This window comes from Xanthomonas sp. NCPPB 1062 (assembly GCF_041481705.2).
Classification (GTDB): domain Bacteria; phylum Pseudomonadota; class Gammaproteobacteria; order Xanthomonadales; family Xanthomonadaceae; genus Xanthomonas; species Xanthomonas euvesicatoria.
Genome location: NZ_CM192987.1, coordinates 2,903,810 through 2,928,676 on the forward strand (window position 1 = coordinate 2,903,810; position 24,867 = coordinate 2,928,676).

At 65.1% G+C, this 24,867-nt stretch carries 24 protein-coding genes and 1 tRNA gene; 7 read left to right on the top strand and 18 right to left on the bottom strand.

Annotated elements, in window-relative coordinates:
• Nucleotides 1-60: 60 nt before the first annotated feature.
• Entirely contained in the window at nt 61-672 is a 612-nt protein-coding gene (locus tag ACCQ16_RS12680; RefSeq protein ID WP_277572675.1) for an FG-GAP repeat domain-containing protein, read from the bottom strand.
• Between the two features lie 335 nt (nt 673-1,007).
• Here ACCQ16_RS12680 and ACCQ16_RS12685 point away from each other — a divergent pair, with 335 nt between their 5' ends.
• Nucleotides 1,008-1,208, top strand: coding sequence for a KGG domain-containing protein (locus ACCQ16_RS12685; protein WP_005914053.1), 201 nt, complete (start codon nt 1,008-1,010; stop codon nt 1,206-1,208).
• 304 nt (nt 1,209-1,512) lie between these two features.
• Nucleotides 1,513-2,304 (top strand): excinuclease Cho, encoded by a 792-nt coding sequence (gene cho, locus ACCQ16_RS12690; protein ID WP_228729707.1) that lies wholly within the window; start codon nt 1,513-1,515, stop codon nt 2,302-2,304.
• 151 nt (nt 2,305-2,455) lie between these two features.
• On the opposite strand, the gene ACCQ16_RS12695 is transcribed toward cho, so the two are convergent.
• Together ACCQ16_RS12695 and ACCQ16_RS12700 are read right to left on the bottom strand one after the other, a co-directional pair.
• Entirely contained in the window at nt 2,456-2,731 is a 276-nt protein-coding gene (locus ACCQ16_RS12695) for a hypothetical protein (RefSeq protein WP_071117744.1), read from the bottom strand.
• Between the two features lie 246 nt (nt 2,732-2,977).
• Nucleotides 2,978-3,053 (bottom strand) — tRNA-Phe (locus ACCQ16_RS12700).
• 181 nt (nt 3,054-3,234) lie between these two features.
• On the opposite strand from ACCQ16_RS12700, the gene ACCQ16_RS12705 reads away from it, so the two are divergent.
• The 5 genes from ACCQ16_RS12705 to dxs all read left to right on the top strand — a co-directional run bounded on the left by ACCQ16_RS12705 (nt 3,235) and on the right by dxs (nt 9,502).
• The gene (locus ACCQ16_RS12705; RefSeq protein ID WP_011347882.1) at nt 3,235-3,771 is read left to right on the top strand and encodes a lipocalin family protein; all 537 of its coding nucleotides are present in this window, start codon (nt 3,235-3,237) and stop codon (nt 3,769-3,771) included.
• Between the two features lie 114 nt (nt 3,772-3,885).
• The gene (locus ACCQ16_RS12710; protein WP_057682167.1) at nt 3,886-4,362 is read left to right on the top strand and encodes an LEA/WHy family protein; all 477 of its coding nucleotides are present in this window, start codon (nt 3,886-3,888) and stop codon (nt 4,360-4,362) included.
• Between the two features lie 53 nt (nt 4,363-4,415).
• Nucleotides 4,416-6,209 carry an acyl-CoA dehydrogenase C-terminal domain-containing protein gene (locus ACCQ16_RS12715; RefSeq protein WP_136732705.1) on the top strand — a complete coding sequence of 598 codons (1,794 nt, stop codon included), beginning with the start codon at nt 4,416-4,418 and terminating at the stop codon, nt 6,207-6,209.
• Nucleotides 6,210-6,496: 287 nt separating this feature from the next.
• Nucleotides 6,497-7,153 (top strand): HNH endonuclease, encoded by a 657-nt coding sequence (locus ACCQ16_RS12720; protein WP_071117747.1) that lies wholly within the window; start codon nt 6,497-6,499, stop codon nt 7,151-7,153.
• Between the two features lie 432 nt (nt 7,154-7,585).
• Nucleotides 7,586-9,502, top strand: a complete 1,917-nt coding sequence (dxs, locus tag ACCQ16_RS12725) for a 1-deoxy-D-xylulose-5-phosphate synthase (protein WP_033837438.1) — start codon at nt 7,586-7,588, stop codon at nt 9,500-9,502.
• A 34-nt stretch (nt 9,503-9,536) separates the two neighbouring features.
• Here the strand turns inward: dxs and ACCQ16_RS12730 are convergent, their stop codons facing one another.
• The 15 genes from ACCQ16_RS12730 to ACCQ16_RS12800 form a co-directional block, all read right to left on the bottom strand.
• Nucleotides 9,537-10,793 (bottom strand): glycosyltransferase, encoded by a 1,257-nt coding sequence (locus ACCQ16_RS12730; RefSeq protein ID WP_277572674.1) that lies wholly within the window; start codon nt 10,791-10,793, stop codon nt 9,537-9,539.
• Nucleotides 10,783-11,394: a hypothetical protein gene (locus ACCQ16_RS12735; RefSeq protein WP_277572673.1), complete on the bottom strand. Its 612-nt coding sequence runs from the start codon at nt 11,392-11,394 to the stop codon at nt 10,783-10,785. The genes ACCQ16_RS12730 and ACCQ16_RS12735 overlap by 11 nt, the downstream gene beginning before the upstream one ends.
• The gene (locus tag ACCQ16_RS12740; RefSeq protein WP_031423213.1) at nt 11,372-12,526 is read right to left on the bottom strand and encodes a glycosyltransferase family 2 protein; all 1,155 of its coding nucleotides are present in this window, start codon (nt 12,524-12,526) and stop codon (nt 11,372-11,374) included. Before ACCQ16_RS12740 ends, ACCQ16_RS12735 begins: the two co-directional genes overlap by 23 nt.
• Nucleotides 12,517-13,476, bottom strand: coding sequence for an NAD-dependent epimerase/dehydratase family protein (locus ACCQ16_RS12745; protein ID WP_031423215.1), 960 nt, complete (start codon nt 13,474-13,476; stop codon nt 12,517-12,519). Before ACCQ16_RS12745 ends, ACCQ16_RS12740 begins: the two co-directional genes overlap by 10 nt.
• Entirely contained in the window at nt 13,473-14,321 is an 849-nt protein-coding gene (locus tag ACCQ16_RS12750) for an MBL fold metallo-hydrolase (protein WP_031423217.1), read from the bottom strand. The genes ACCQ16_RS12745 and ACCQ16_RS12750 overlap by 4 nt, the downstream gene beginning before the upstream one ends.
• Nucleotides 14,321-15,319, bottom strand: a complete 999-nt coding sequence (locus ACCQ16_RS12755; protein WP_029819702.1) for a 3-oxoacyl-[acyl-carrier-protein] synthase III C-terminal domain-containing protein — start codon at nt 15,317-15,319, stop codon at nt 14,321-14,323. Before ACCQ16_RS12755 ends, ACCQ16_RS12750 begins: the two co-directional genes overlap by 1 nt.
• Before the next feature lie 200 nt (nt 15,320-15,519).
• Entirely contained in the window at nt 15,520-16,536 is a 1,017-nt protein-coding gene (locus tag ACCQ16_RS12760; protein ID WP_277572672.1) for a TraB/GumN family protein, read from the bottom strand.
• A 91-nt stretch (nt 16,537-16,627) separates the two neighbouring features.
• A complete protein-coding gene (locus tag ACCQ16_RS12765; protein ID WP_008574552.1) occupies nt 16,628-17,089 on the bottom strand; it encodes a cupin domain-containing protein in 462 nt (153 codons plus the stop codon).
• Nucleotides 17,090-17,123: 34 nt separating this feature from the next.
• Nucleotides 17,124-17,918 carry a WecB/TagA/CpsF family glycosyltransferase gene (locus ACCQ16_RS12770; RefSeq protein ID WP_008574554.1) on the bottom strand — a complete coding sequence of 265 codons (795 nt, stop codon included), beginning with the start codon at nt 17,916-17,918 and terminating at the stop codon, nt 17,124-17,126.
• Nucleotides 17,919-17,922: 4 nt separating this feature from the next.
• Entirely contained in the window at nt 17,923-18,717 is a 795-nt protein-coding gene (locus tag ACCQ16_RS12775; RefSeq protein WP_014090472.1) for a polysaccharide pyruvyl transferase family protein, read from the bottom strand.
• 36 nt (nt 18,718-18,753) lie between these two features.
• The gene (locus ACCQ16_RS12780; protein WP_031423224.1) at nt 18,754-19,950 is read right to left on the bottom strand and encodes a GumK N-terminal domain-containing glycosyltransferase; all 1,197 of its coding nucleotides are present in this window, start codon (nt 19,948-19,950) and stop codon (nt 18,754-18,756) included.
• A 63-nt stretch (nt 19,951-20,013) separates the two neighbouring features.
• Nucleotides 20,014-21,504 (bottom strand): lipopolysaccharide biosynthesis protein, encoded by a 1,491-nt coding sequence (locus tag ACCQ16_RS12785; RefSeq protein ID WP_014090474.1) that lies wholly within the window; start codon nt 21,502-21,504, stop codon nt 20,014-20,016.
• Nucleotides 21,505-21,521: 17 nt separating this feature from the next.
• Nucleotides 21,522-22,571, bottom strand: a complete 1,050-nt coding sequence (locus ACCQ16_RS12790; RefSeq protein WP_029819705.1) for a glycosyltransferase — start codon at nt 22,569-22,571, stop codon at nt 21,522-21,524.
• The gene (locus ACCQ16_RS12795; RefSeq protein WP_277572670.1) at nt 22,568-23,710 is read right to left on the bottom strand and encodes a glycosyltransferase family 4 protein; all 1,143 of its coding nucleotides are present in this window, start codon (nt 23,708-23,710) and stop codon (nt 22,568-22,570) included. The genes ACCQ16_RS12790 and ACCQ16_RS12795 overlap by 4 nt, the downstream gene beginning before the upstream one ends.
• Nucleotides 23,711-23,774: 64 nt before the next feature.
• Entirely contained in the window at nt 23,775-24,863 is a 1,089-nt protein-coding gene (locus tag ACCQ16_RS12800) for an acyltransferase family protein (RefSeq protein WP_277572669.1), read from the bottom strand.
• Nucleotides 24,864-24,867 lie beyond the last annotated feature (4 nt).

The following is a 24,867-nucleotide window of genomic DNA, read 5'->3' on the forward strand; positions in this document are numbered from 1 at the left end:
CATGAGCATTTCCCGTACGGCCGCGCCCGCCATCGAACCGGATGCGCTGCGATAGCGCCATCACGGCGCAGGCCTGTAGGCAGAGAGCAGCACCGGCTTACGCGGGTCGGCGGCAATTTCCTTGTGCTCGCTCAGGCGCAGCGCTTGGGCATCGGGGGTGTCCTGGGTGTTCATTTCCCATGCTTCGATCACGCGCTTGTGGAACACGAAGACGCCGCGACGGCGGTCGTAACGAAAGGTGATGTAGTCGGTCCAGTGTTGTCCGCACGCCACCGCGTTTTGCACGGTGAAATACGCGCCCTTCGCGACCAGGCCCTGGTCGCTGTCCAGAAATGGATCGCACTGCCCGCCTTCGTCGGCGCTGAAGATCACCCGCGTGTTGCGCGCGGCTTCCACAAACCCACCGTCGGCGTTTGCAACCAGCACCAGCAGGGTACGCGGCGGTGCTGCATGGCCATGGCCGCGCAGCGTTTGTTCTGCGGATGCACGCAACGCAACCACGTAATCCTGCCGGCCATCGCCGGTGAGATCCGCACTAGCGACACTCATCACCGACTGCCCGGCAGGTAACAGTCTGGCAGCACCGGCGGGCAGCGTGGCGGCGCCGGCTGACATGGCCAGCGTCGCGGTCGTTGCCAGCACGGTTGCCCACCATCGGCATCGTGTCGTCATCGCGGTGTCCTGGTCTGCGTCGGGCTGCCAGCATAGCCGGCCGCTCCTGCCCCGCGCACCGGCATCGGCGTGCAACACGTAGGGGCGTGTCGTCGCACGGTCGCCGCATGCCATTCGGCGCACGCGCACGATGGGGCCGCAACCCTGTCGAGCCTCTGCCGCATTGCGTCGCCACACCGCGTTTTTCGCCAGTGAAGATCGCGCGCCAAGTCCGCTTGCCGGCTCACGCCCGGCTGTCGAAATCCCCACGTCCGATTGATGCCTCCACCGCGATGCTGGCCTTGCACCACGGCGTCCAGTGGTGCATTCCCCAACCGACGAAACGAGAATCTGCAATGGCAAATCAGAACGACAACAAGGGTGGCACCAGCAACCGCGGCTTTGCTTCGATGGACGAAGACAAGCAGCGCGAAATCGCTTCCAAGGGCGGCAAGGCGGCCCACGAAAGCGGCAACGCCCACGAGTTCACCTCGGAAGAAGCACGCGAGGCCGGCAAGAAGGGCGGCCAGGCGAGCGGTGGCGGCAACAACCGCTGAGCTGCGCAACACGGCAGGTACCAAGGCGCTTCCGCAAGGGCTGCAGCTCTTTCCGGAAGCGCGTTCTTTTCAAGAATCGGGCGGCGTCTCAGCTGATGCGACAGCACATCGGCACGCTACCGTCCGATGACCACGATGTTCCGCACACACTCGCACCCCACCGTGCATGCAGCAGCGCCGGGCCCCCTGGATGGTTGCGCACGCGTCGATCCACTGACGCAGCAGCAGACCAAGGTCCGCCGTGGCACGCAGTGAACGCGTTCGCCGCGGGCTCGGCGCGGTCGAATACGCCTACCCCGAGCATTTGCGCAGCACGCTCGAAACCTTGCCGACGACTGCCGGGGTGTACCTCTTCCACGGCCAGGACAGCGAACTGCCGTTGTACATCGGCAAGAGCGTCAACTTGCGGGTGCGGGTGATGGATCACTTCCGCACGCCACGCGAAGCCTCGCTATTGCGCCAGACCCGTCGCATCAGCGTGTTCGAAATGGCCGGCGATCTCGGTGCGCAGCTGCTGGAATCGCAGCTCATCAAATCGATGCGCCCGCTGTACAACCAGAAGCTGCGGCGCGTCCCGCGTCAGTTTTCGATCCGGCTGTATTGCGGCGACGTGTCCATCGTGCATTCGGCCGAGCGCGACCCGGCGGTCATACCGTGGCTGTATGGGCTCTATTCCAGCCCACGCGCCGCCCAGGAAGCGCTGCGGCGGCTGGCCGATCGCGACCGCCTTTGCTACGGGCTGCTCGGCCTGGAACGCGCCACCGATGGTCGCCCGTGTTTCCGCGCCATGTTGAAGCGCTGTGCCGGTGCCTGCCATGGCGCCGAATCGCTGGGCGACCACGAGATGCGTCTACGCGCCGCCCTTGAGCATCTGGAACAGGCCGTCTGGCCGTTTCCTGGCGCGGTGGCGTTGAAGGAAGAGGGCAAGCAGTTGCGTCAATTTCACGTGCTGCGCAACTGGCACTATCTGGGCAGCGCCACCTCGCTGGCTGCGGCCCGCAAACTGAAGACCGCACCCGGCGACTTCGATCGCGATTGCTACCGGATTTTGCGCAAGGGCCTTCAAACGCATTTGCACAACGTGGTGTTGCTGTAGGCACGACATGCGTGGCGTGTTCACTTGGGCAAGCGCAGCAGGTGCTGAGTTCATGCGAGGCATCGCGCGGCGTGACGCCGGCCTGTCCTGTTTCCCCACCAACAACGGTCCCGCCGCCTACGCTCTCCAAGCGCATGCGAGAGCCCGCGATTCAGCCACTCTGCATCTCGCAGCTGCGGTATTCCTTGGGGTCCAGAAACTCCGCCAGACAAGAACCGACGCGCAGCGCCTGCTCGCGTGCGTCGCCCCGGTATTCGCCCTGCCCTGCGCCCTCGATCGTGGCTACGGGCGCGGCACGGTCGCGGTGGTAAACGAACGCGGTGGAAAGCCACAGCGTCGCGCCAGGCGCCTGGCTTTCCAGGGTCTCCACGCGGAATTCACCGCAGTAACCGTGGATCAGGGTGCGTCGAAGTGTCTTGTGCGTCATGCGCGCAGTATCGCCATGCGCATTTGAAGACCGCGTCGAAATCGATTGCATTGCGTGCGCATAGGACCTACGCGGATGAACGGGTGGCCGGACCAACGCGCGAGTCTGCATCCACGCTGGATCACGTCAGCGCAAGCACGCGCGCATGCAGCACGAAGACTGTGCAGCGCGCGCAAAATCGAGACAGTGACGGGGAACAACAGATCCGGTGAGAACCGGGAAGCCTTGCGAACGAAGGCTTGGATATGGTGGCCGAGGACGGAATCGAACCGCCGACACGGGGATTTTCAATCCCCTGCTCTACCAACTGAGCTACTCGGCCACTTAACCTGCAACACGATGCCTGCGTTGCGAGGACGCGCACTATAGCGAGCAGGCGCAGTTTGGGCAAGCGTTGCGAGCAACTTTGTTGCCGGCCGCCGTGGGGGCCGCGTTTCTTGCACCGCTTCACGCCGCGCGGCCGGCGACATGGCCTAGCCTGCGCGCGTCCACCGGAGATTATCATGCGCCTGCCCCGCCTGCTGTTGTCGTTCGTCGCCCTGCTGCCGCTGACAGCGTTTGCGCAACAGCCGGTGCGCGCGGTGCCGCAGCTGGATATCTCGCGCTATGCCGGCCAGTGGCATGAGATTGCGCACCTGCCGGTGTCGTTCCAGAAAAAGTGCCGCAGCGACATTACCGCCAGCTACACCTTGCGCGACGACGGCTTGATCGGCGTGCGCAATGGCTGCCGCACCGCCGATGGCAGCCTGACCCAGGCCGACGGCGTGGCGCGCCCGGTCGCCGGCCAGCCCGGGCAGTTGCAGGTGCGCTTTGCTCCCGAGTGGCTGGGTTGGTTGCCGCTGGTGTGGGCCGACTATTGGGTGATCGCGCTCGACCCGGATTACCAATGGGCGGTGGTCGGCGAGCCGGATCGCAAGTACCTGTGGATCCTGTCGCGCTCGCCACAGATGCAGCGCGCGCAACTGGAACGGCTCAAGGCGCAGGCGACCGAGATGGGCTACGACCTGTCGACGTTGATTGTGGCCGCGCCGTTATTGTGAGGCTGCGTATCACCTGGCGTAATGATCCGGCACCCGCGCTTCGCGCACTCGGGAGCGGCGACCGTACTGCGTAGTATTCTTGGCGCCGCCTCATTCCGCCAAGGACCCGAGTCCATGCGTCGTGCCTATCGCCTTCTTCTTGTGTCGCTGGCCTGCGGGCTGCTGCTGAGCGCCTGCGGCGGCGCAGTCCGCCGCGTGTCCGAGCCGGCCGCCAGCATCCAGCAACTGACCGTGCGTGCCGACGGCTCCTGGTCGGTGGACCTGCGCCTGCAGAACTACAGCAGCATCCCGATGCAGTTCGAACGCGTGGCACTGGAAATCTCTGCCGGCGATCAACTGGCCGGCAAGCTCGACCAGGCCGTGGGCATGTCGATCGGCCCGGAAACCGCAGACGTGGTTACCGTCTCCGTGCAACCCACCTCGCTGGGCCGCATCACCGCGGCCGACGTGCTGGCCGGCGGCCGCTCGTTCCCCTACACGCTGAAGGGCACGGTCTGGGCGACCCCACAGGACAAGAAACAACGCGAGTTCAGTGTGGAATCGCGCAATACGCTCAGCCCGGCTCCCGGCCTCAACGGCGTGCTGCGCTAAGAGTCGCTAAGGCGCACGCGCACGCCTCCCGTACCCGCTTCCAAGGATCCCGCATGAGCAGCTATACCGCCCCGCTGACCGATTTCCGCTTTGCCCTGCACGACGTGCTCGGCGCGCACGCCCTGTTCGCCCGGCTCGGCTACACCGAGGCCAGCACCGACATCATCGACGCCGTACTCGAAGAGGCCGGCCGCTTCACCTCGCAGGTGCTGGCGCCGCTCAACAGCGTGGGCGACGAGATCGGTTGCGCGTTCGACAAGAGCACGCACGCGGTGACCACCCCGCCCGGCTTCCGCGCCGCCTACGATCAATTCGTGGAAGGCGGCTGGAACGGGCTCACCGCCGAACCGCAATTCGGCGGCCAGGGCATGCCGCACACGCTGGGCGTGCCGCTGAGCGAAATGATCAACGCCGCCAACCTGGCCTGGGGCAACTTTCCGCTGCTCTCGCATGGCGCGATGGAAGCCCTGCGCCAGCACGGCGAGACCTGGCAGCAGGACGTCTTCCTCAAACCCCTGATCGACGGCCGCTGGACCGGCACCATGTGCCTGACCGAACCGCATTGCGGCACCGACCTGGGCCTGCTCAAGACCCGCGCCGAACCCAATCCCGATGGCAGCTACGCCATCACCGGCACCAAGATCTTCATCACCGCCGGCGAGCACGACCTCACCGACAACATCGTGCATCTGGTACTGGCCAAGCTGCCGGACGCACCGGCCGGCGCCAAGGGCATCTCGCTGTTCGTCACCCCCAAGTTCAAGGTGGGCCGCGACGGCAACGTGGGCGAGCGCAATGCGCTGCATTGCGGCTCCATCGAGCACAAGATGGGCATCAAGGGCTCGGTCACCTGCGTGATGAACTTCGAGGGCGCGCAAGGCTACCTGGTCGGCCAGCCCCACAAGGGACTGCAGGCGATGTTTACGATGATGAATACCGCACGCCTGAGCGTGGGCCTGCAAGGCATCGGGTTGTCCGAGCGCGCCTACCAGAACGCCCTGCGCTACAGCCGCGAGCGGTTGCAATCGCGGGCGCTCAGCGGCGCCAAATTCCCGGACAAGCCGGCCGACCCGATCATCGTGCACCCGGACGTGCGCCGCATGTTGCTGACCATCAAGTCGCTGACCGAAGGCAGCCGCCTGCTCGCGTTGCATGCGGCCAGCCTGGTCGACGTTGCCCATCGCGGCGAGAGCGAACGCGAACGCGCCGACGCCGAGACCCTGGTGAGCTTCCTCACCCCGATCTCCAAGGCCTGCCAGACCGAATGGTCGATCGAGAACACCTACCACGCGCTGCAGTGCTTCGGCGGCCACGGCTACATCCGCGAATACGGCATGGAGCAGCTGGCCCGCGATGCGCGCATCACCACCATCTACGAAGGCACCACCGGCATCCAGGCGCTGGACCTGATCGGCCGCAAGACCGCCGCCAGCCAGGCCGCCGGGCTTAAGCTCTTCCTGGCCGATGTGGAAACCTTCGCCAACGCCCAGGACGGCAACGCTGCGCTGGCCGAGTTCATCAAGCCGCTGCGCGACAAGTGCAGCGAATGGGCGATGCTGACCCGCGATGTGCTCGACCGCGCCGCGCGCAACCCGGACGAACTGGGCGCGGCCAGCCACGACTACCTGTTTTATTCGGGCTACGTGGTGCTGGCGTACTGGTGGGCGCGCAGCGTGGCCGCTGCCGATGCCTCCGCGCACAGCGAGGACTTCAAGCGCGCCAAGCGGGAGACGGCGCGGTTCTACTTTGCCCGCATCCTGCCGCGCACCCTGACCCATGCCGCCGCCATCCGCAGCGGCGCCGCACCGCTGATGACCCTGGAAGCGGAGCTGTTCGGCGAAGGCTGAGCGCCTCGCGGCCAGGTGCGCTCCTACGGCTCACGCCGCGGAATCCTGCCGCTGTCGTAGGAGCGGACCTGGCCGCGACAGAGCGGTATCGCTCGACAAAGCCTCGCGCCCAGGGGCGCTCCTACGGCTCACCAACGCCATCACTGCGTTCGACGAGCGATTCCGCAGCGCGGCGGCACGCAATGGCGGGCAACGGGACTTGCCGAGCCAGTGCTTTGAAAACACGCGCCAACGCCGTTCGCTGCGATACACAAACTGTCAACGATCGGGTATAAGCTGTTTTCCCGATGGAGACAGACACGCACGTTCGTGATGTGATCGTCCCCGGAGGCAGCGCTGCCCCGGACGCGGGCAGCGCTGTCGCTGCAGTCCACCAACTCCCCACGCTTCGCCTGCTGTCGCTCGATGCGCACGGCCGCGTGCTGGACTGGATCAACTGGCAAGACGCTGCCTGCCTGTACGCCCGCGATGCGGTGTCGTGGACGCTTGGCGAGCCATGCATGCAGATCCACGGCGGCATCTCGCGGCTGACCGGCGAGCGCAGCACGCTGGAACTGCACCCCATCATCGCCGCGCGCGGGCATGCCCGGTCGCGCGCGCTGGACCCGACCCCGACCCTCAGCAACACCGCGTTGTTCGCGCGCGATTCGCAGCTGTGCATGTATTGCGGCCAGCATTTCAGTCGCCCGCACCTGACCCGCGACCACGTCATGCCGGTGTCCAAAGGCGGTCGCGACAGTTGGGAAAACGTGGTGACCGCCTGCTTCCAGTGCAATTCGCGCAAGGCCAACCGCACGCCGCAACAGGCGCATATGCCGCTGCTGGCAGTGCCCTATCGGCCGAGCTGGATCGAGCACCTGATCCTGTCCAACCGCAACATCCTGTCCGATCAGATGGCCTTTTTGCGCGCGCAACTGCCCAAACGCTCCAAGCTGTCGCTGTAAACCGGCTGGCAACGCGTTGCGCCTGCTGGCTGGTGAGTGGCCGCACCACCCTTCGGCCGAGTGCCAAGACAACCACGGGCGCTTGGGCCCGGATGCGCGTGCGGTTGCCCCACTCGCGCCGCGGCGCTGGCGGCTTCGCTGGCGCACGGGGTCCGACGTGACATCGAACCCGGCCACGGCGATCCAACGCATGAGGCACCCGGACACGGCCGAGCGTCCCATCCCACGCAGGCGAAGGGCCAAGTGGTCTAGAGGACTTAGCGCAATCGGTCCATCGAACGGTGCGGCAGATTGCCGCAGGTGTCGGTAAGCATCGCGCGCGCCAGGCGTGACGGTGCGTGTGCCCATCACTTCCCGCTGACAGCTGAACCGGTTTGCTTGCCGGGCCTTCGCATGGGGAGGACAATACGGCTTCAGAAGATTGACACGATGATGATCGACACCACCCGCTATCCGCGCCTGTCCCGCATCCAGACTCCCGACGATCTGCGCCGCTTCGACGAAGCCGAGCTGACCGCGATCGCCGAAGAACTGCGCTCCTATCTGATCGAATCGGTGGGCAAGAGCGGCGGGCACTTCGCGGCCGGCCTGGGCGTGATCGAGCTCACCGTCGCCCTGCACTACCTGTATCAGACGCCGGTGGATCAACTGGTGTGGGACGTCGGGCATCAGACCTACCCGCACAAGATCCTCACCGGCCGGCGCGACCAGATCCACACGGTCAAGCAGAAGGACGGCGTGGCGCCGTTTCCCAAGCGTGAAGAGAGCATCTACGACACCTTCGGCGTGGGCCATTCGTCGACCTCGATCTCGGCCGCGCTCGGCATGGCCATCGCTGCGCAGCGCAACGGCGACGACCGCAAGGTGGTGGCGGTGATCGGCGACGGCGCAATGACCGCCGGCATGGTCTACGAAGCGCTGAACCACGCTGGCGGCATGGACCCGGAACCGAATCTGCTGGTGATCCTCAACGACAACCGCATGTCGATCTCCGAAGCAGTGGGCGGGTTGACCAAGATGCTGGGGCGCGCCAGCGGCAGCCGCACGCTCAATGCGATCCGCGAAGGCGGCAAGAAGATCCTCGGCGACAAGAAGAACAACCCTACCGCGCGTTTCGTGCGGCGTTGGGAAGAACACTGGAAAGGCATGTTCGTGCCGTCCACGCTGTTCGAGGAGATGGGCTTCCATTACACCGGCCCGATCGATGGCCACGACCTGCCCAGCCTGGTCGGCGCACTGAAGACCCTGCAGACGCTCAAGGGCCCGCAACTGCTGCACGTCATCACCACCAAGGGCAAGGGCTACGAGCTGGCCGAAGGCGATCAGATCGGCTATCACGCCGTTGGCCCGTTCGATCCGAGCAAGGGCCTGGTGGCAAAGGCCGGCGCCAAGAAGCCGACCTATACCGACGTCTTCAGCGACTGGGTCTGCGACATGGCCGCCGCCGAACCCAAGCTGTTGGTGATCACACCGGCGATGCGCGAGGGCTCGGGCCTGGTGCGCTTCAGCAAGGAATATCCGCAGCGCTACTTCGATGTGGCCATTGCCGAGCAGCACGCGGTAACGCTGGCCGCTGGCATGGCGACCCAGGGCGCCAAGCCGGTCGTCGCGATCTATTCCACCTTCCTGCAGCGCGGCTACGACCAACTGGTGCACGACGTGGCGGTGCAGCAACTGGATGTGCTGTTTGCGATCGATCGCGGCGGCGTGGTCGGCCCGGATGGCGCCACCCATGCCGGCAATCTGGATCTGAGCTTCCTGCGCTGCGTGCCGCACATGGTGGTGATGGCGCCGGCCGATGAGGCCGAATGCCGTCAGATGCTGAGCACCGGCGTGCAGTACAAGGGCCCGGCAGCGGTGCGCTACCCGCGCGGCACCGGCCCGGGTGTTGCGCTCGATGCCTCGCTGGCCACCCTACCGATCGGCAAGGCGCAGCTGCGCCACAGCGGCACCCGCATTGCCCTGCTCGGCTTCGGCGCGACGGTGGATGCGGCAGAGGCGGTCGGCCGCGAACTGGGGCTGACGGTCGTGAACATGCGCTTCGTCAAGCCGCTGGACAAGGCGATGCTGCTGGAGCTCGCAAAAACCCACGACGGCTTCGTCACCATCGAAGACAACGTGGTTGCAGGCGGCGCAGGTGCTGGCGTGTCGGAACTGCTCAACGCCGAAGCCATTACCATGCCGATGCTGCACCTGGGCCTGCCGGACAGCTTCCAGCATCACGCCAGCCGCGAAGACCTGCTGGCCGAGGCCGGCATCGACCAGGCCGGCATTCGCGCCGCCGTGCTCAAGCGCTGGCCGCAACTGATGACCAGCAAGACGCCTGCGTTGAACGCTGCGGCAGGCTGAGCGCGCCGACAGATTCGTTGTGGCGCGTGCCGCATTACACTGGCGGCAACGCGCCAGTACGCGCGAAACCCTCCACCAGCTGCGCGATGCGCGCCTGCGATTGGATCAGTTGTAGCGCCGCCTGCAGGCGACGCACGCCGTGTGGCACCTCGCCGGCGCCGAGCGCCTGACGCAGCAACGCCGGCAAGCCATCCAGATCGCGCAACCACCAGGCAGCACCTGCCACCTGCAGGCGCGCGGCGTGATCGAACTGGTCGTAATCCAGCGGATAGACGATGGCCGGCAATCCCGCGGCGAGGCAGGCGTAGAGAATGCCGGCACCGCCGTGATGGATCACCAAGGCGTAGCGGTGCAGGTGCTGGGCGTAATCCACATAGGGCAGCCGCTGATAGTTGCCTTGCCCCGGCTGCGGCGAAGCGCCGGTGTCGCCATCGCTGAAATGGAAGACCACCTCCGGGAACTGCGGCGCCAGCGCACGCAACACGCCATCCATGCGCTGCTTGACCCATTGCAGATGCGTGCCCAGCGTCACCAGCACATGCCGTCGACCGTCGACGAAGGTGGGCGCCGGCACCGACGAAGGCGGCGTGCACAACTGCGGCCCGACAAAGCGCACTGCCGTCGGCCAGCGTTGCGCCAGCTCGAACGACGGGACTCCCAGGGCCAGGATGCACTGCGGCGAATACAGCGCCTCGCTGCGATCGCGGCGATAGATTGCCGGTAACCCGCACGCGCGCATCTGGCGCCGATAGCAAAGGTGCAGGGTCCGTTTGAAGCCACGTGTGAGCCGGCGCGCCGCTGCATGCCAGACACGCTGCAAGGGTGTGGTCGCAGGCAGCAACCCGCCAAAGTATGCGGGCGGTCCATCCATGGTTTCGATCACGCATGGCGACGGCATGCTGGTCCACCAGGCAATACCCATCGTCTGTGCGGCCAGTCCTGCGCTGGGCAGGGTGAAGTCGACGATCACCAGATCCGGCCGCCGCGCGCGCCAGCGCTGCTGCAGCGCTTCGCCGAGCTGCGCCATGAGCCCGAGTGCGCTGTGCAACTGCCGACGCAGGCGCACGGGGTTGTGGCCCACTGCATGCGGCGGGTTGGCGATGGAAAGCAGCAAGCGATCGGCATGCGCATCCAGCACGCTGGCAGTGGCGAGCCCACATGCCTCGATGCGCGCCCGCGCAGCAGGCGTGCTGATGACGCAGACATCGTGCTGCGCGGTGAGCTGTTGCGCGATCGCCAGGATGGGATGCAGATGGCCGCTGTAGGGCGGTGCGATCAGATCAATGCGCATGCGCGGTACCCTGTCGCATTCGTTCGATCTGCGCGACAAAGCGCTGGCACTCGGCAAGCACCTCGGCGTTGCGCAGGTACGCCATGTGTCCGCACGCAGGCCTGGCATCGACCTGCCCATCGAACAGTGTTCGAGAGATCCAGTCGCTGCGGCCCTGTACCACGCGCAGCTGGCCGAAAACTGCGGGCGCATCACACACCGGGCCGTACGCAAAAACCGCCAGGCGTGCACGCAGCGCATCCGGCAACTGCAATGCGGTCAACAGCTGCAGTCCGCAGCTGCCGGCAAGAAGCAGCGTCATCGGCGCCTGATCCAGCAGCGCATGGACACGCTTGCGATCGGCTTCGGCAAGGCGGGCATGTCGGGCCGCAAGATACTGCCGTGCATTGGACAGGCTGGCACGCCACAACGGCGTGCGCCGGTGCGGCGCGCCGTTGCGGCGATACGGGTAATTGCAATCCAGCAGCTGCCGGCCTGCGCCATGCAGCTGTTGCAGAAATGCGCCCTGCTCCGCACTCAAGGCGCAGCTTGCCGGATCGCTTTGCCCGGTGAGGAAGGCGATCTGCAGCGGCATCGACTCACTCCGCACGAAAGCACCCATTCGGTAGCACGCGGTAACGCCGCGTGCGCCAGCGGATCGTGCGCACCAGCGCTGCGTGCAGCAGATGCAGCGGCTGCAGGCATTCGGCGCATAGCGACACCAGCAGGCGGTGGCGAACGGCGCCGGTGACGCGCCATTGCACAGCGCACAGCAGCAGCGCGCGCACCAGCAAGACGATCAGCACGCAGAGTGCAGCCGGCCAGGTGTGCTGCATGCAAGCGCAGACCAGCATGGCCACCAGCAGCAACGGCGGCAGCCCCTGCAACACGCCGATGGCACTGCGTACGTGCAGGCGTTGACGGCCTAGCAGGATCGATGCGAACAGCATCCAGCGATGCATCTGGCGCATATAGCCACGCAGGTCGGGCATGGCGGTACGCATCGCCACCGGCGCAGTGGATTGCCAGAGCCGCCCGCCGCGGTCGCGCACCAGGGTGGCGAAGGCCAGATCGTCGGTCAGCTGCTCCAGCAATGCAGTAAAGCCACCCCAGCTGCGCAGCTGTTCGGTACGCGCGGCATAGCACATGCCATTGATGGTCAGCGGCGCTGCGAATGGCAGCCAGCCCAAGTACGTGAGCGCGGCATTGTTGTTGACGAACTGCGCCAACAGGCGCCCGGCCAGCGTGGCGCTGTCGCGGTAATACGGCAGTGCGGTGACCACATCGGCATGCGTGAGGTCCGACAACAGTTGCGACAGCGCATGGCCGCCGAGGTGCGCATCGTCGTCGAGAACCAGGCTGACAGCCGCATCGATGTGCGGCAGCGCGTAATCGAGTTTCCAGGCCTTGGGGTTGATGCCTGGTGGCGCCGCGGGCACGAGAATGCGCGCGATCCGCAGCTGCGGATATTGCGCAACGACAGCAGCGGCAGCGGCGTTTCCCGGGCCATCGTCGGCATCCAGCAACCAGACGAACTGCGCCTGCGGCAATGCCTGCGCGTTGGCAACAAGCACCTCCTGCAAATGCGCATCGCCACCAAGAATAGGCTGCAGGATCGCCACCTCGGCCGGCGTGGCAACGGCACGGCGCGCCGGCCTCGCGCGTTCGCCACGCATGACCCACAGCACGGCCGCCGTCTTGACCAGCAGCACGGCCAGATACAGCGCGGCCAGGATGGGAACGATCAGGTCCACTGCGCTGCCTGCCAGCGCACGAAGGCGTCCACACCCTCGTCCAGGCCGACACTGGGCCGGCCAAGATCGGCAAGCGTGCGGCGCGGATCGAAGGTCTTGGAATATGCGAACACGCCAACGCCGAAGCGCGTGATCGGCGGCTCGCCCCGCAGCCGCAGCCCGCGATACACCGCTTCCACCACGCTGGCCATGCGCAACGCGGTGCCGATGCGCACCTCGCGCCGTGGCAACGGCAGCTGCAGGCGCGCCAGCACCTCCAACAACAACTGCTGCAGGTCCACCGGGTGTGCGTTGGTGAGATTGTAAGCAGCCTGCAACTGCGGCGCGGTGGCCGCGCGGTACAGGTAATCGCACAGCGTATCGATATAGATCAGGTCGCCGATCACCGGCTGGGTCTGGCCGACGAAACGCGGCAATGCACCCTTGCGCGCGGCGGCGATCACGCGCGGAAACAGCACCGTGTCGCCGGGCCCGAATACCGCACGCGGGCGCAACACGCTCTTTTCCCCGGGATAGTCATCCAGCAACGTCTCGCCAAGATATTTGGTTTGTGCGTATGTATTGACGAACGCCGGGCCGATCGGGCTGTCTTCATCCAGGCCGTATTGATGCGCTTCGCGATAGAACACCGAACTGGAGGAGACATATAGCAGGCGCGGGCAGCCGTTGCGCTTGCAGAAGTCGATGAGGTTGGCGGTGGCCTGGACATTGTGCCGCTGAAACTGCGCACGCGTGCCCCACGGCGAGGCCAACGCAGCTGCATGAATCACCACATCCGGTTGCCAGTCCAGCGAGAAGGCCTGGCTCAGATCGATGCGATGGTAGTTGGGCAGGTCGCTGGCGCGGCGGCCGATACCGTGAATCTCGACGCCCGGCTGCCCCTGAAAGCGCCGCAAGAATGCACCACCGACAAAACCGGACGCGCCGGTCACGAGAATGCGCAGGCTCATCGCCACTCCGGTTGATATCGGTCAAGACTCGGCTGGCAATGCGAAGGCAGGATGACCAGTTCCGGATGGGCGTGCGACAAGGCGTGCAAGCGATGCACGGTGTGCTGGAATGCGTGCCAGTCGTGCATCAGCAGACGCGTGGGCCAGGCCGGCCATTGCAGCGTGGCCCAGGTGGCCGAGGACCATACCGCGTCCGCACACAGCAACACCTCGCGGTCGTGCTGGTCGCGTACCCACAGTCCCATCTGGCCGGGCACGTGCCCGGGTAGCGATACCGCGAGCACGCTGCCGTCCTCGAACAGATCGTAGGCCGGGCCGAGCTCCTGCCAGGCTCCAGTCAACGCGCGCTGCGGTGCCTGGTCGGCAAACTGCAGCCGCTGGTCGAAGTCGTCCGGCAGCAGCTGCGGCAGCAAGGCGCGGCGCAACCCACCCATGCGCGAACAGCTGCGCAGCTGCTGGTAATCCGCGCGCAGGCAGAGAAAGCGCGCATTGGGCAGATCGCGCAGGCCGCCGACATGGTCGGCGTGGAAGTGCGAAATCAGGCACCAGGCGATGTCATCCAGCGATACGCCACGTTTGTTCAACTGCGCGCCCAGGGTTTGGTCGGCGGGCAAGCTGACTGGCGTGGTCCAGCGGTACAGGCGCTCCGGCCAGGGATCGGTGGCACGAAAAAAATGCGCGGCATAGCCGGTGTCGTACAACAGCGCGCCACGCTGCGGATGCCGGATCAGCACGCTCAGTGCGGGGAATTCCACCGCATGCCAGTGACCATCTGCACGCACCATGCGTTCGCAATGGCGGCAGTGGCCCACGCGCAGCAGCTCGAGCGACACGCGCGCCGGCATCAGTAGCGCAACACCATGCCGCCGATGGCAAGCCCTGCCCCGGTGCCGAGCAGCGCGACCAGATCGCCACGCTGCAGGCCCAGGTCGACGCGTGCATGATGCAGCGCATGCGGCAACGACGCGGCGACCTGGTTACCCGTGTGTTGCAGGATGCGCACCACCTGTTCGGGGCGCAGTCCCAAGGTCTGCACCACATGATCCAGGCCGCCGCCGGAAGCCTGGTGCGGTACCAGGCAACGCAAGGCTGCGGTGGCGGTGCCGGCCTCGTGCAGCAGCTGTTCCCAGAACGCCGGCAGATGCCGCGCGGCGAAACGGTAGGCGCCGCGTCCGTCCATGCAGAACACGCGCGAGGCATCGGGCGCGCTGTCTTCGCCATGCGGGTAACGCGTGCCACCGCCGCGAATGCGGCACAGCTCGGCGCCACTGCCATAACTCGCTAGGCGGCTGGAAAGCAACGCCGAGCCCTGCTCCGCTTCGCTGCGTCCAACGACCACTGCGGCTGCGCCATCGCCGAACAAGCCGGCCGTGGCCGGCGTCGCCGCATCCAGCCCGGCCGATGCGACTTCGCTGGAGACGATCAGCACGCGCTCGTAGCGACCCAGCGCCAGTGCGTTGGCCGCCATGTCCAGGGCCACCAGAAAACTGAGGCAGGTTGCATTGACGTCGAATGCGGGGATGCCCGAATCGCCGAGGCCGAGCGCGCGCTGGATCAGCACCGCCTGGCAGGGAATCGGCTGCTCCATGACGCTGCAGGCGGAGATCAGGCAATCGATCCGACTGGCATCGAGCCCGGCGCTGGCCAAGGCCTGCTGTGCAGCGGCTGCCCCCATCGACGATGCGGTCTCGCCCTTGCCCACGTAATGGCGCGTCTCCACGCCCAGACGCGCGAACGTGGTTCCGGCCGGCAACTGCCAGCGCTCGTCCAACTGGCGCGATGTCACTTCCGTCGCCGGAACATGGCGCCCGGTGCCCAGGATGCGCAGCGGCAATGCGTTCAACGCGGAGCTCTCGAAACATGAAGGCGCGCAGCATACCGTGGCCGCATCGGCAGGCCCACCGCCGTGCATGCCGATACACCTTTAAGCGCATGCACCGCGAGGCACGCCGCGCAACAGCCGCCTGCCGCATCCATTGCATCTCTGCCAGCTGCTGTGCTCGTGCTCGGCATGACGCGCCAGGCGCACGCGGCGACATCGCCTCAAGGCGCTTCCACCTCATAGCCCAGCGCTTGCAGGCGTGCCAGATAGCCATCCGGCGCGGTCAACCGGCTGATCGGCAACACCGCGAACGTGCTGCGATTGCGTTGCAGCGCAGCGGTGGCGATACCCAGCCAATGCTCGCGCATGCGCCGTTCCAGATCGTCGATGCCGCGTTTCCTTGCAGCACCGGAGCTGGCCATTGCGTCAATGCAGGCGGCCTGCGGATCTTCGCGCGGCAGCCTGCGCAAGGCCTCGACATCGCCCACCGACCAGGCATTGGCGCGCTCCACCATCGTCGGCAGGTCGCGCTCCACCGCCACCAGAATGCTGCGGAAACATGCGGTATCGTCCATTCCGCCGGCGCGGAACTCCTTGAGCGCCTGGCGCGGGTCCTTGATCTTGTAGTCCAGCGCGGTCGGTGTGGGTTTGATGCCGGCACGCTTGGCAGCGCGTTCCACCACTGGCCAAACCACCGGCGAACGGGCCAGGCCGGAGCGCTTGATCGCCGCCTGATACAACTCGCCGGCAGCCAGCATCGGGCGTTTGCGCTCAACGCCGCGGTCGCTGCCGAGATAGCGCGCCTTGGACACGCTCCAGCGCGCATACAGGTCGGCCGGCAAGATGTCGCGCAGCTCGCGCCCGTCTTCGTTCTTCATCGCTTTCATGGCCGACGGGAGCAAGGTCAGCTTGCCGAAGAATCCCATGTCCGCATCCACCTGCACGGTTGGCGCTGCCAGCACCTGCTGGGACTGGCCGATGATGGTTTCCACTTCGGTCGACTGCCACTGCAGCCGCTTTGGCAAGGGCGATAAGGTACCCAGGATCCACAACACATGATCGCCCTTGCTGACCTTCCACAAGCCCGGCCCGGGCTGCACGCCGCGCACGACCATGGCCTCCAGATCCACCACTGCTGGTGCCGGCGTCGCCATCTTGGGCGGCACGGCTTCCCCGGCGGTCGCCAGCAGCGACACCAGCATCAAACCCATTCCCCATCCCGCGACCTTGCGTTGCATGGTGTCTCGCCCCCTGTTTGAGGCGGACAGTACGCCAAGCCGGCAGCAGCCGCGTTAGGGAAGCGTTCGGACGCGCAAACGCGGTCGATGATTAGCGTGGCAGCAGCGTCGCCAGGCGTGCAGCCAGCGGCGAGGCCTTGTCGAGCAACGCAAAGCCTTCCCAGACGAATCCCGGCGATACCGTGCAGCCCACCAGGGTGAAATCGCCGAGCGAGCGCGCCGCTTGCCAGCAGCCTGCCGGCACCACATGCATCGGCTCACCGCGTTCGGCGGCATCCACGATCACACGCTGCACTTGTTCGGTACAGGTGTCATAGATCAGCAGTTCCAAGGCATCGCCCAGCTGCCAATGCCAGGTTTCTTCCGCATCCACGCGGTGCCACGCACTGCATTCGCCGGCACTCAGCAAAAAACGGATGGCGGTCATTGCCGGGCGGGTCTGGCCGTTGTCGGTCACCTGACGCGCAGAGGCATGGATGCGGCGGTAGTGCCCGCCTTCTGGATGCGGGGCGAGGTCCAGCGAGCGGATCAGGGCGGCGGCGGTCGGATGCATGCAGGCATGCTAGGCCAGACACGCCTGCGCTGCATCAGGGCAGCTGCTTTCCCGCGCGCAAGCAGGTGCGGAAGAACACCAACAAATCCCAGCTATAGCGCTTGAGCAAACGGCGTGGCTCGTTGAGAAGCCGATACATCCACTCCATGTGCAGGCCTCGCACCCACTCGGGCGCACGCTTTGCGGTACCGGACAAGAAATCGAGCAATGCGCCCACCCCGAACACCAGCGGCACGCTCAGCGCATGGCTGTGGTCCAGGATCCAGCGCTCCTGCAGCGGATTGCCGAACGCCACCAGCAGCACATCGGCACCGGAGCGATTGATGCGCTCGGCCAGGCCCTCGCCCGCCGCCGCAAATTCGCCATAACCATCGCACATGCCGACCACCTGCTGCCCCAAGGTCCCGGTCAGCGTCGCCGCAGCGGTCTTGCCCACACCCGGACGGCCGCCCAGCAGAAAGAATTTCAGCGGTTGCGCACTCTCACGGCACAGATACGGAATCAGGTCGGTGCCATTGAGGTTGCCCGCAAAGCGGCGGCCGTGGATCAGCCGCGCAGCCAGATCCATGCCGATCCCGTCGTTGACGATGCGCACGCTGGGCTCGCGCATGCGCGTCCGCAGCGCCTGGCATTGCACGATGAAATTGGTATTGGCAAAGAACACCCGTCGCGGCTGACGGGCGGCCAGCGCGTGGAATAGATCCAACGCAAAGGCTTCCTGCGTGGTGGACAGGACCGGAAAGCCGCCCAACGGAATCACCACACCCGGCGGCGTGGTTCCGCTGGCAATCCCCGTTGTTTCCACATCCACGCGCTGGCCCTGCATCATCGAATCACCAAAGGTCGTAAGGGAAGGCAGCCAACAGCCCGGCCTGCAGCTTTTCCAGATCGAAATCGCCGTTGCCGCCCAGTTGCAGACACTCCTCCACGCTGTTGCCGGAATGCCATTGCATACGCCCGGTGCCGTTGTAGTAGTCGTCGTACTTGAAGCGATCTTCGCCATTGCCCCAATCCAGATACACCGCCGGGATGCCATAGGCTTCGGCAAGGATCAAGCCGTGCAGCGAGCTGCTGATCACCAACTCGGCGCCAAGCAACGCGCTCATGAAGGTTGCGGGCTTGACGTTGGGAAAGACCAAGTGATCCTTGTACGCGCTGTACTTTTCAACCGGCTCGTTGAAGTGCGGAACGATGGCGAACGGGCGCTTGTTGATCGTACCGAGCGCATCGGCCGGGAAGAACATGGGCGTCAGCAGCCCGGGATCGCCATACACTTCCGGCACTGCGATGCCGCGATCGAGCAGAAACTTGCGCGTCTTCGGCCCACGCACTGCACGGACATCGAGCGTACTGAAGGTGTTGCGCTCGGCAGGAATCTTGCCGTTGATGCCACTACCCCAGACGGTATCGCCGTCTTTGGCGAAGTGCAGTACCGAACCGATCGCGATCAGCTTCTTGCTCAGATCCTGCTTCTCGATCAGCGTCTTGTCCTGCAGGGACAGCACGCAGGAGACGATCACCTTGGACAGGTGATCTCCCATATTCACGCCAGCGTTCTTGGGCTGCCACCAGAACAGCGCACGACGTTCTGCATGTTCTATCCATTTCTGCAGCAAGGCGTTGGCCATAACGTGTGAGTCTCCTAAAGAAAAAATGTGCGCGCATCAATGCGAGAGCGCAGCCTCCGACGAGGCATGCACCGCTGCGCTTTGCTGTGGATACAAACGGGTTTCCGGATACGCACTGGGATCCAGCACGCGATCGGTGGTGTCGGACCAATTCAGGCACTGGCGATAGCGCACGCGCGGTGCTTCCAGCGCGCGGCCGATTGCTGCAACGACAGAATCGGCGTTCCCCGGAGTGTAGCCGAAACGCGACTGATACGGCCCCACCACGGCGTTCGGGCACACCGCAGGCAAGCCGAAAAAGTCGTATTGCAGCAACTTCATCGAACTGTCGGCCAGGTAGACCGGCACTTGCTCGGAGGCATACGGCGCAATCCCGAACCGCGCGTGCTTGATATAGCCAATGGTCTCGGCGTGTTTCATCTCGCCATAGACCACCACGTTATCGCCGTAGCCCGGATGCCGGCCCATGCCCGAACCGATCACATGAAACGTCACCTGCGGGAAGGCCTTGCTGGCAACGACGAAGAATTCCGGATCGAACAACATCGAACCGACCGCCACTGCGTGGATGCCCTCCCCGTACGGCGACGGGTCGCCGAGTTGATCCAGGTTGTGATCCACGCCATGGCCAACGTGATAGACGTTGTCGCGGCTGGCGATCTCCTCTGCCATTGCCGGCGATACCAGTGCAATCACATCGAGCTTGGGCGCCACGCGGTCGAACTCGCGTTCGATATACGACGCAACCTTGATCGTGCTTAATCCGTCCGACGCGCGATAGACCAGCTTGGCTGCGGGATTGACGCGCTTGGCCAGTTCGATGAAAGCGACCGCAATGCCGCTTTCGAACAGGATCACATCCGCCTCGCGCATCCAGTCGAGTAACTGGCGCGGCGGATGCGCAGCATACCAACGGAACATCGCATCCTCGACCGACCGCAACCATGGACGACGCGTATTGAACGGATGCACCGTCGTGCGCCACAGGTAGCAGTCGACGCCCTTGTGCGAGACGACCGTGTTCGCGGTTTCGTCGAGCGGCAGCCGCATATCGCCCTTCATGCGCGACAACCGGCTGTAACGCAGCGAGAAGAACCGCGTGGTCCCGCGCAACGCCAGTTGATCGGTGATGAAGTGGATATTGGCGCGCCGCGGCGTGCGGTAATCGTGGGCGGACAAGACCAGATAGCAAGGCCGGCGGATGCCGGAAGCGGCGGCGGGTGTGTCGCTCATGGGCCGTGTCCTATGAATGAGTGAGAGAAAGCATGACCGACTGCAGGCGAAGACAATGTCGACTCATCGACGTGCCTTGGCCTGCGTCAGCAGCTTGCGGATGTTGATGATGGCAATCACATCGCGACGGAATGCAGGCCAGATCGCCAAGGCAAGCAGGCAAACGGCAAGCATCGTCACTGCGCCGACAGCCAGTTGCTCCCACAGCGGGCCGCCAACCGTCATGGAGGCGTAATACGCACAGCCACCTGCCACGCCGTAGGCGACCATGGCGCGCAGCGCATTGGTGAACAGGGCTCCGACCGGCGCGTCTGAAATCTTGCCGATCCACAGCAGCGACAGCGGCCAGGTCAACAACAGACCGAACGAATAGCCGATCGCCACCCCCATTGCGCCCCAGCGCGAGCCGACGAAGATGCAGGCAATCAGCAGGACGCGACTGACCAGCGAATACACCAGCTGCGCGCGCATCAGTCCCCGCGCAAGGAACACCCAATACGTTGCATAAGCGGCCGTCTGGAAGATACCGCCCAGTGTCAGCACCTGGAACAGCGGCACCGCCTCACGCCACTGCTCGCCCAGCACCAGCACAATCAGCGGCATCGCCAGCGCGCAGGCGAACGCAAACAGCGCAAAGATCAGGTGCACCATCACGGTCTGCCCGCGCAACAGAAAGGCACTGAAGCGCTCGCGGTCGTCCTGCAGCTGCGACAACACCGGCAGCGCCACGCTGGTGGCAGGCGCATTGATCTGGTTCAACGGCATCATCAACAACTGGAATGCGCGGTTGTACAAGCCCAGCGCGTCCGGTCCCGTCCGCCAACCGATGATGACCTGGCCCACGTTGCGACTGGCATACCCCAGCAACTGCGCCGCCATCAGGTTCCAGCCGAAACTCATGAAATCGCGCATCGGTGCAGAACGCTGGTAGCCACCCGGCAACCAGCGCGCGCAGCTGGCGGCGATGATGAAATTGACGCCGGCCTGCACCACCTGCTGTACCACCAGCGCCCAGTAGCCCCAGCCCAGCAGCGCAGCAGCAACCGCTGCGCCCAGACCGAGCACCTGCGAGCCCACATCGCTCAGCGCCACCTGCCCGAAGCGCAGCCCGCGGCTCAGATGCGCGCGGTACTGCGTGGTCATGCCGTTGATCAGGAAGGTGACCGCCAGCGCCTGGGAAATCGTCACCAGGGCCGGCTCCTTGTAGAAGTTCGCAATCAGATGCGCCGAGGCGAACACCACCAGCGACAGCAGCAGGCCGATGCCGCTGTTGATCCAGAACAGGTTGTCGCGCTGCTCGCGGCTCACTTGCTTGGCTTGCACAGCCGCGGCCGACAGACCGAAATCGCGCAGGATCTCGGCGGCGCCGACGATGGCGGTCACCATCGCCATCAGACCGTAGTCGTAGGGCGTCAGCAAGCGCGCCAACAGGATGATGCCGCCGAACTGCACCACCATCTTGGCCGACTGCCCCAGCATGGTCACCGCTGCGCCGCCGGCAGCGCGCGACCCCAGGCTGCGCTGTGGCGGTGGCGGCGGTGTGGAAGATGTCATCGTAGGTGTCTCTGCGGTCACAGCGCGGCGTCTCCATCCTTGCCCAACGCTTCCAGATAGGTGCGGTAATGCAACTGCCCAATCCGCGGCCAGTCGCGCTGCGAGAGATCCGGTGCCGGGCCGCGTGGCGCAGCACGCACCTTGTCCAGCATGCCGGTCAGCAGCGCGGCATCGAACTCGCCTTCATACAGGAACACCCAACCGGGGCCGACTTCCTCGGCGATGGCCGCGTTGGATTCGCTCCACGGCGCCAGCACCGGGCGCGCCAGCGACAACGCCAGCAGCAAGGTGCCGGAGTTATGCATCTGCCGATACGGCAACACCACCAGTTCGGCCGCGCTGACTTCGCGCGCCAGCACTGGCTCTTCCACGTAGGCCAGCAATGCGCTGATCCGCGGATCCTGCGCGCAGGCGTCCTCCACCAAGCTGCGCATCTGCGGCGTGGCCGGGTTGCCGACGATACGCAGGTTGAGACGCGCATCGTCGACCTCGCGCATGACCTCGATCAAGGTTTCCACGCCTTTGTACGGGCGGATCAGGCCAAAGTGCAGCAGCCGTCCGGGCACCGTGCTGCCCTGCTCCATGGTCGCGAACCAGTCGCGATAATGGCCGTGCAGAATCGTATCGGTGAACGGCGGACGTGGCGGCGTGGTCGCATTGATGCGAATCCAGCGCCGCGTCAGCCGGTCGATCCAGCGCAGCAGGCTACGTTCGCGCCAGCCGCGGTCCTCATGAGGCGCAAGATTGTGCAAGGTGCGCACCACCGGCGTGCCGGTCAGCTGCAGCTTGAGCAACAACAACGCAGCGCAGGCCTGCTTGGCCAACGTGCCGGCAGCGGTCGGATGGCGCAGCAGGTATTCGGGCCAATGAAGATGCAACACGTCGTAACGCGACAGCAATGCATCGCGCATCGAAAAGAAGCGCGGATGCACTGCGGCAGGCAGCGCGTCGTAGAGCTGAGTCAGGTACGGATTGGTGTTGGCATTGGGCTTTTCAGTGGAAAACAGCACCGTCACCTGCGGCTGCGTTGCCGCATGCGTCATTGACGCAGGAGCAAGCGCGCTCATCGCACAGCCTCCTGCACGCGCGGAATGCCCAACGCATCGTGGTATTCGTCGACGTAGCGCCCGACCACATGCTTCCAGTCATAGCGGCTTACATAGGCCATGGACGCCGCGCGACGGGTGTCGAAATCGCTGTCGGACTGCAACGCAAGCGCCTGCACCTGATCTGCCGCCGCTTCGATTCTGTCGCGGCTGACGATCACGCCCTGCCCCGATTCGCTGGCGAGCCGCACGAATGGCGGGATATCGCTGAGGATCGGAATCAAGCCCGCACTCATTGCCTCCACTGCCGCGATACCAAAGCCTTCATGCCGCGACAGGCACACGAAGAACTGCGCCTGCTGCATCAATGCGCGCAACTGCTCCTGCGAGGGCGACATGCTCAGCTGCACCTTGTCCTGCAGCCCGCGTTCGGCAATTGCCTTGCGCAGATCCGCTTCGTTCAGATCGTACTCGCGGCCGGCAATGATCAGCCGCCAGTGCGGGTCGCGCTTGAGCGCTGCCTGCAACAGCTCCAGGGTTTCGGCCAGCCCCTTGTTGACCGACCACCGGCCGAAATACAGCATGGTCCGGCCGGGCGCGGTCGCTCCCTGCCCTGCATATTTCTCTACATCCACTCCGTTTTCGATCACCCGCAGCCGCGCCGGTGCCACCACCTTGGCGAACAGATCGCCATCGTTTTCGCTGGTGGCAATCACCCGTGCATAGGCCAGCGCCGAGGTGCGCGTGAGCGTCTGGAACCACAGCTGCTTCATGCGCGATGCGTAGGCGGTATGGAAAAAACCGCCGTGCGTGGACACCACCATCGGCTTGCCGTGCAGCGGCTTGGTCAATGCCAGATAGTCGTAAAAAAAATCGATGCCATGCAGATGCACAACGTCGGCCGAACGAATCGCACCGAGCACCGAGGGCGCCAGCGGGTAGCGCGACGAGCCGCGATAGCCAATCCGCCGGATCGGCAGCCCTTGGTGCGTGTCCTGCGCCGCAAGCGGCGCACCGGGATTAGTGAACACACGATCCAGCGTCACGATCTCGACCGTATCGGCGCTCGTGGCCTGATGTTGGCGGGCAACATTGAGAACGACCTCTTCCATGCCCCCGATCGAAGGATGGAATTGGCGGACGACATGCACCACTTTCATTACGCCACTCTCCTTTGCCAGCGGCGCGCACTCAGTTGCTGCGACGGCTGATTCTGAAAACTCGTCATTTGCGTTTCAACCCCAACATCCACGGTGCGATCGGCACCAGCACCGCGCGCATCGGCACGCTTACAGCAATCGCGAACGCGCTCAGCCCCAACGCCCAGGCAGGTGTACCGATTGCGCTACGTGCGATCAGGCCCGTACGCGCCACCACGCTGGTGGCCACCAAGAAAACCAGGGTATGCGTGCACAGAATCAGCAAGGTATTGCTACCGACCCATTGCACCCAGCGCAGACGCCGAATGAAATAGGCGACGCAAAACGTCATCGCCGTCCCGAGCAGACTGGCCAGCAGGAAGACGGCCGCCGACTGCCCGAACTGCAGGTTGTTCACGTCCACCTGCCCGTTCCATCCCGCCAGCCACCACCACAGTGCAGCCAACGGCAACAAGGCAAGCGCCCACACCTGCGCGCGCAATGATCGCAACGCATCGGCAAAGCGCGATAGCCAACCGCCGACTGCAATGAAAAACAGCGCCACTGGCAGCACATCCAGCGCGAGCGGCAAGCGCTGCTGCAGCGAAGGGAACCAGCCCGCCCACGCCAGCGCGATCGGCAGGCTGATCGCCGCCACTGCGGCCGCACTCAATCGCGCACGCAACGCAATGTAGGCTAGCGTCGTGACAAAGAGCGCTGGCAGAAACCACAGCGCCGGAAGCACATACAGGCGTGACCCGTTGGCCCACAGCAATCCCGTCAGCGGGTGCCACCACGGGCGTATCTGCGGATGACCTGCATGCCCATCGATCGCAGCAGTCAACAACCACAGCGCATAGGCCACCATGAAAAAAGCGAGATACGGCACCAGCAGCGTGCGCGCCAGCTTTGCGACGGATGCCCCCGTCAATGCCCGATGCCCGAATCGCTCGCCAACCCAACCCGACAACACAAAAAACAACGGCACATGGGAGCTGTAGGCGAACAGCTTGTACGCTGGCGGCATGCCGCTGGCATGGCCCAGCACCACTAGCGCGATGGCCAACGCTTTGGCGGCGTCGATCTGCCAGTCACGCGTCGGCGCAGGTGCCGTTCTGGCGTCCGCCGAGTGATGCGCACGCGCAGCGTGCGGTGACGAGGATGTGCCTGTCATGCCA